The sequence below is a fragment of the Providencia sp. PROV189 genome, assembly GCF_028480065.1.
Taxonomy (GTDB): domain Bacteria; phylum Pseudomonadota; class Gammaproteobacteria; order Enterobacterales; family Enterobacteriaceae; genus Providencia; species Providencia stuartii.
Window position 1 is genome coordinate 202,529 of the sequence record NZ_JAMPOG010000002.1, and the last position, 6,694, is coordinate 209,222.

Sequence of the window (6,694 nt, forward strand, 5' to 3'; positions counted from 1 at the left end):
AATGAAAAAATTACTAGCGTGTTTTTTGAGCATATCGATTTTAAGCTCTACGGGATGTTTAACAAAAAACTTTTGGGAAGATAACCCAACAGTCGAAACCAAATCACAAAATGTTGTTAAGTTAACAGATAAAATAATTGCCAGTTTTGAATATAAAAATATTAAAATTGAAAGTAAAACAACAAAAAACGATATAAATGATATCAAATTTCCGGATTCTGGATTCGGTTTTATAGGAGAAAAGTACGCCTATTTATTAACCAGTGGCTCTTCTGAATTAATGGAGTTAAATGAATTAGTGAAAATAATCCCATTAACTGCATTTGATAATCCCAAGGGAATAATTCGAATTAAAATACTTCCCAATAGCAACAGTCAATCACCGATCGAATTTATGCAGAATTACTTTGTATACACTGATCCCAAATTTCAATTTACTGACGCACAAATAAAGGCCTTAGAGCAGGCAGGCTTTAAGAATAGGGCACAAGGAAATGATAAATCATCTTGGGTAAGAACTGTGCCAATTAAAGGGTATATTATTGATAGGAATGATATAAGCTTACCAGTAACTTCCAATGCAAAACTAAATGAATTATATACTGTTGAACTGTATGCTTCCGAAGAACAGAAATCATTTAATGCAGGTAATTTGATTGCAAAGATAATAGCTACACCATTTACCGTTGTAGCAGATGTGGTCATCACACCTCCTCTTGCTATTTTTGTTTTGATTGCATTTAGTAAGTAATTTTCTGAATAGCAAGTGAATTGGTAGCTCAAGCACTAGTGAATAACCTGCTCCGGCAGGTTTTTTGTACCTAATTGTTTGCTTTGTTTTACGCTGCTTTCGGTATAACATCAATTAAATTAATAAAAAACTGAGTGTGAGGATGGGATGATGAAAAAGTCAATAATTGCAATTGTTTTATCTTGTATTGGTTTTAGCGTTTATGCAGGAACATCTTATACAAAGGAGGAATTAAATAAACTTGTAGATTCAGGCAATCCGCCAAAAGAAAAATATGAGCAAATACTTGGAACTGACACTATGCCATTTTCGCCATGCAAATCAGATGTCAATAAGATGTATAATCAATTAATTGGTGAATATCCCGTTAAAGTAATTCAGAATAGCCCAGACTCATATGTGGTAAAAATGTGGGCAAATGATGGATTTGTGGTAGCTAAATGTGCCAATGGTCAAAAAATAGTTTCAGGGGCAGAGTACGAATAATGGAAAAATATTCGTGGCAGCTGCTCTGATTGCATTATTGGTAGGCTGCGGCAGAAAACCAGATGCTCCGTTCGGCTTGAAATGAAGAGTAGATAGCGTGAGTTTTGTTAAAGATGGTGACTGTGAGAAAAAAGCTGGAATGACAACTCTTGGTAATGGAAAGCTATTTAATGATCTGTCCTATTACAGCACATTAAGATTTGATAAAAATGGATTGTTTGAGGTGTAGTCGATATTTGTTGGCGACTAAAGCTCTATAAATAAATTTGTGTATTTAAATAATGAAAAAAATATTCTCTTTGGTTGTTATGCTATGCGCTCTTTTCTGTATCACCAGTGTCAGTATGGCTGGTGAAAATGAAACAGCGGAAAAAAAGACAAAAATTGACGTGCTCCCGCAACCATACTCAACAAGTGATTTATATGGCTATTGGTTTGATACAAATAATACACCCGAAGTAAGAATTCTTAAACTGATGATCCTAGCTCCGAATGGTGTTGCGAGAGATGCATTGCTGATTGAACTAGGTGATAATGTAGAAGAAATAAAACAAGAATCTTTGTGGAAATTTGACCCGAATTCTAGCGTGTTAACGCAAAAAGTGACCAAAATGACTTATACAATCAATGGAAAAATAGAACCAATAGATTTTGGTGAGGTCGAGCCTGTAAAAGTATCTGTGACAATTAAAAAAAGAGGTGATGATATTTTTATGAATACTGTTTCTGATGATGGCACTGTAGAAACTTACCAAAAAATAACAAAAGAAATGAAAGATAAAATTCACCAGAAAGCGAAAGAAAATGCTAGAAAATAAATTACACATCAATACCTAGCTGAATATTCACAATTTTCCTCGAGATTATCTGGTGTGTGTAATTGACAACGTTATTCATGACCATTGTCTTTTGGTGGCATATCCTCTTGGTCGTAATTTTTAGGAACTGATGGACTTATTATGGTGTAATCAGATTTTTGCAATATGATAAGTTTAAATTAATGTTCTGATAATCTGATTTGGCTGTGTAAAAACGAAGATCAGACAAATATCATCATGCCTGCTATTTAGTAAAGTAAGTCCTCATGCACCAAGGTGATGACTCACAATCACCAGCATTGATATATATTATGAGATCATAAAACGAGACGATGTAAAAGGATAACGCTGGTGCGATAATAATTAAATAAATCATCCCTACTTTTGTTAATTGCTTCCTTTGTGTCGAAAAAATACCAACAAAAGCAATTAAAGATAATAAAGCTTGAAGAAATCTTGAAGTCGCAAAGAGATAAAGCATTGTATCTATTCGATATATGCCATGAGCTGTTGGGTATTTTTCAAAAATAAATTGAATAGATGCAGTTCCAACATACCAAATTATAATGAATAAAAGATGAATTGAATATTCACCTTGAACAAGCTTTTTTAATGAACCCATAAAATTTTCTTTTACCATCAAACCTTAAGTTAAATTAAAACATATAGGGGGGTAAATGTCACTAAAGACTCATTAGCTGGGTAATAAAAGCCCAACAAGACACCATCAAAGCAATGCAAAGCCTATTTATAGACTCAAGCATAAAGATTTCAATGGGGTTAAACTATTTTTGTTCCCCTTTTAAATTGAGGGCACTGTATAAATTTGAGAATTTAGAGCCTATATAATCTTTATAGAAATAACATAGTCAAATAGGTGATACTCTATTCCTAGGGCATTGCCAGATTAATGCCGGCAGACAGTATTAAATTATAGCCTGTCATTGAAACAGGCTTTTAGTACTTTCTTCATATATCTGATAATTAATAATGTCAGGTAGGGCGACCATACACCAATTTATCATCGCGATTATTAAACAGATAATTTGAACACTTAACAACAGGATAACAACGACACGCCAAATCGTCACTTTGCTTTTTAACATGTGAAAAACGCCCGTTATAATAGCGATAGAATACGATGTTTTAAATATGAATAGAAAAAAGATAAGAAAAAGCTGTGTTTTGATTGGAATAGCATCACTACTTTTCATTAGTAAAAATACGGCGGAGTTGCATAGCTCTAAAAATAGCCAAAAACCCCAAACTGTAACAGCGAGAGAATACTTCCCTGTAACAACCCTTTTTAATACGCTCATTGATACTTCCTTTTAAGTAAACCCCCCTAGTAGCTTATTAGTTACCATATCTAATAGGCGGATGAAATATTATTTGGTTTTTGTCCAATCTCTTACATAGGTTTTATTGAGTAAGCCGGTTAAAAGTGAAGAGGGTTGATGTTGCCGCCTACCTTTTCTTACACGATGAGTGTATATGAGCGAATTTTTAGCGTCATTGTTAGGCTTTAATAAAAGATCAAAAGCATCATCGATAGTAATACCTTTATTTTGGGCTAGGTATTTTGCTTGTAATCTTAATAGATTTTTTCTTGTCTTTACTACTATCGGGTTCATATGATCACTCCATTTTATATCTATATAATTTACCCGATATTTTTTGCGAAGGAAATATATTCTACTTAAGGATAAGTAGGTTTATTGAAAAAGTCATGATAATAGGCTGTGAAAAGTATAAAAACATATAACAACAGAGATAATCCCCTGTATTATTGTAAAGATAAAAACATTATTTCACAGCTGGCATAAAAAGCTAACAATATTAACCTGCTATTAAAAATAGCGAGTTGTTTAAACGATTTTTATATGAAAGATACTGTTGATATGTGTCATATCAGAGAATTTTCTGTAGACTCATCGTCAGCCATGAGTTTATATTTTTCTCTTTGAATTTGCATATAACAAAAATCAGCACGGCGCTCACACCATATTTGGTTACGATAAACACGCGATAATCGATTAGCTTGTGACCATGCTTTGGACGCTTCAAAGTATTTACCTGATCTTTCGAGACGTATCGCATCACGAGCGACTTTAAGGTAGAGCGGACTATCATTATTTTGATTCACCATAAAAACTCCTAAATATTAAAATAAATCTTTGCGACGAGATAAAATGCAGAGGGTTAATTTTTTAATATACCTTTTGCTATTTTGATGACCTCAGGTAAATGTTCTATGGCGACTTGATTTAGTTTTTTTGCTTTAAATTGATTAAGAATTTCCACTGCTTCATTTCGATATCCATTTTTAGCTAATTGCAGTATAAGGCTCTCTGCTTGTGAAAATAGAATATTAGGGTCAACATGAATTGTTTTATCTTCAATTACGTGTTTAGAACTGATAAGGGATAGGACAAATTCACAACGTTCAGCAATGCCATGTAAGTTATCCCAATTTGCTAAAATTTCTATACATAAATTATGAATAGCAATATTCGGCAATTTTGTAACTTGTTCTAAATTTACCAGTGTCATATGTAAAGCTTCGATTTGCCTATGCTGCTCTGTAGTATTTAAATCTAATATTTGATTGATTTTCTTAATATGTGATCCTGTGAGTTGCTCAAAATTGCCTTTATATATTACACATAATGCAATAATTTGTTTTAATGTAAGGCTATTAATATCAATATCTTTTTCTATAGGTGAGTCTGTTCCACCTGTGTGAGAGTAAACAAAAGATTGATGTGCATTATTTTCAATATTATCGCTGTTAAAACAGCCTCCCTTAGACTGTAGAATGGCAATTAATTGGCGCATTACCTGTGTGTTTTCTTTAATAATATGTTCTAAATCCATCATAAAACCTCAAATGATTAAGTGAACAAGATGTTTTCACTGAACTTTGATTTTGTCGGTATTACAAGACTAAACACTGGTATTACCGACCCAATACAGTTCACCTGCAAATTCATGTTAGTCGTCTATCCCTTTATTGATGCATCGTTCAATTTTTGTTCTCCTAGGTTGAAGAAGGCTGACTTTATTACAGTATAATTAGTATTACGATGGTTATATTACTATATAAATAGTAAATGTAAACTATGAATGTAGTAATTTCTCGGTTGAGAAACCTATTTGCTTGTTTTTAATAGAAAGAAAATTACTGTGTTTGATAACGCGTTTTCTTGTTTGCAGAGAAAACGCGTTAAGAGAGGGGTCTAGAGAATTATCTTTTGCGGCGGTAAATGCGGTGCTCAACCATGACACCAATGAGTGAAATTTGATAATCGTGACTGTTCAACGTTGGGTAATCAGGGTTAAGAGGCACTAATTCAAACTCACCAGTACCAATACCTGTAGGCCGATATTTTTTGAATGTTCCTTGGTTCCCGCCATTTTTCGCAAACACAAATTCACCTGGGTTAGGCCAGATCTCGGTATCAATCACTACGATGTCACCTTCTTTAAACTCAGGTGTCATGCTGTCGCCTTCAACCCGTAATGCAAATGCATTCGCGCTGATATCGTCATCAACTAAGATGTATTCGAAATTCCCTTCATAGTCAGTGATCGGGTTGGCATCCTTAAATAACCCAGCTTGGACATAACTTAATAGTGGAATTCGTCGGCTATTGACCTCGGATATTGGCATAATGCTTTTGCCGTTGAGTAGCCATTCAGGATGAGATTGAAGAGCTTTTGCTATCTCTATAATATTTCTTGGTTTTTTGGTTCTACCATTTTCAATGGATTCGATTGATTGCTGACTGATCCCCGCTTTTTCTGCTAACTCAGTCTGGGTTAAGTTTAGTTCTTGCCGGCGTTGCCGGATCCTGCTTGCTAGTGACATGAGGTTAACCTCTTATAAAGAATAAAAATTATTGTTATTAGATATAATACAATTTTTATTGTAATTGACAAACAGAAATATTGGTAGTCTAATACTACTTATATTGTTATTGGTGAGTTGAATATAAAAGCGTCTAAAGCTGAGCTTAAGGTGCAGTATGAGTTGGGTTATTAGTTAAAAACAGTGTAGGAAAGGTAGGTTGCAAATGATGAATAGAAACGTACAACAAATTCTTACATATTGGGGTGGTTGGTCATATGGCGATCATTGTGGTGCGATAGGTTGGTCATCTGTCTCCGCTGGTTTTCGTGATTTGGTAACATCAACAAGCAAGAGTAGGCCAATGTGTAGTGATGAAGATGGTTTGGTTATCGATTTATGTGTTGCCAAACTTGGGGTTGTTGGTATGGAGCGTGAACGTAGTTATATTGAGGACTATTATGTTAAAGGTTATTCAAAGCGGGCTATTGGTCGGAAATATAAAGTACGGGAAGGGGAAATACGTGAGAGAATACAAGTTGCCGAAAGTTTTATTTTAGGCTGTTTAGAAACATTAAATATTCAGTTAGATATTGATATTTTATGCGCTCAGCCAGTAATAAAATCAGAACGACGAGTGCGCGCGCAAAACATATATTAACATATTATAATTGAACGTTTTTGACAAATGATAGGCCTCTCTTTAGAGGTTTTTTTTTATTTTAAATAAGCTATTCATCAACGTAAAAGGTTAGAGAATAGGACAGCTAGAAGGTCTTAATGATAAAA

General features: G+C 33.9%; 10 protein-coding genes. 4 read left to right on the forward strand and 6 right to left on the reverse strand.

Translation table 11 applies throughout. From position 1 onward, the window contains the following. The first annotated feature begins 1 nt into the window (after window position 1). The 3 genes from PR833_RS01270 to PR833_RS01280 all read left to right on the forward strand — a co-directional run bounded on the left by PR833_RS01270 (window position 2) and on the right by PR833_RS01280 (window position 2,055). Entirely contained in the window at window positions 2-751 is a 750-nt protein-coding gene (locus PR833_RS01270; protein ID WP_014656244.1) for a hypothetical protein, read from the forward strand. Between the two features lie 150 nt (window positions 752-901). After that, the gene (locus tag PR833_RS01275) at window positions 902-1,237 is read left to right on the forward strand and encodes a hypothetical protein (protein ID WP_014656243.1); all 336 of its coding nucleotides are present in this window, start codon (window positions 902-904) and stop codon (window positions 1,235-1,237) included. 344 nt (window positions 1,238-1,581) lie between these two features. After that, complete coding sequence (locus PR833_RS01280; RefSeq protein WP_230084764.1) at window positions 1,582-2,055, forward strand: hypothetical protein; 474 nt, start codon at window positions 1,582-1,584, stop codon at window positions 2,053-2,055. Window positions 2,056-2,299: 244 nt separating this feature from the next. On the opposite strand, the gene PR833_RS01285 is transcribed toward PR833_RS01280, so the two are convergent. The 6 genes from PR833_RS01285 to PR833_RS01310 all read right to left on the reverse strand — a co-directional run bounded on the left by PR833_RS01285 (window position 2,300) and on the right by PR833_RS01310 (window position 5,926). Next, window positions 2,300-2,677, reverse strand: a complete 378-nt coding sequence (locus PR833_RS01285; RefSeq protein WP_272525828.1) for a hypothetical protein — start codon at window positions 2,675-2,677, stop codon at window positions 2,300-2,302. 319 nt (window positions 2,678-2,996) lie between these two features. Beyond that, window positions 2,997-3,374, reverse strand: a complete 378-nt coding sequence (locus tag PR833_RS01290; protein ID WP_163885642.1) for a hypothetical protein — start codon at window positions 3,372-3,374, stop codon at window positions 2,997-2,999. 69 nt (window positions 3,375-3,443) lie between these two features. Beyond that, complete coding sequence (locus PR833_RS01295; RefSeq protein ID WP_004921037.1) at window positions 3,444-3,689, reverse strand: hypothetical protein; 246 nt, start codon at window positions 3,687-3,689, stop codon at window positions 3,444-3,446. 272 nt (window positions 3,690-3,961) lie between these two features. Next, complete coding sequence (locus PR833_RS01300) at window positions 3,962-4,204, reverse strand: ANR family transcriptional regulator (protein ID WP_004921036.1); 243 nt, start codon at window positions 4,202-4,204, stop codon at window positions 3,962-3,964. Window positions 4,205-4,257: 53 nt separating this feature from the next. After that, window positions 4,258-4,935, reverse strand: coding sequence for a hypothetical protein (locus PR833_RS01305; RefSeq protein ID WP_088499202.1), 678 nt, complete (start codon window positions 4,933-4,935; stop codon window positions 4,258-4,260). A 367-nt stretch (window positions 4,936-5,302) separates the two neighbouring features. Then, a complete protein-coding gene (locus PR833_RS01310; protein WP_004921030.1) occupies window positions 5,303-5,926 on the reverse strand; it encodes a LexA family protein in 624 nt (207 codons plus the stop codon). Window positions 5,927-6,131: 205 nt separating this feature from the next. On the opposite strand from PR833_RS01310, the gene PR833_RS01315 reads away from it, so the two are divergent. Continuing rightward, window positions 6,132-6,566, forward strand: coding sequence for an antiterminator Q family protein (locus tag PR833_RS01315; RefSeq protein WP_272525829.1), 435 nt, complete (start codon window positions 6,132-6,134; stop codon window positions 6,564-6,566). The last annotated feature ends 128 nt before the right edge of the window (window positions 6,567-6,694 follow it).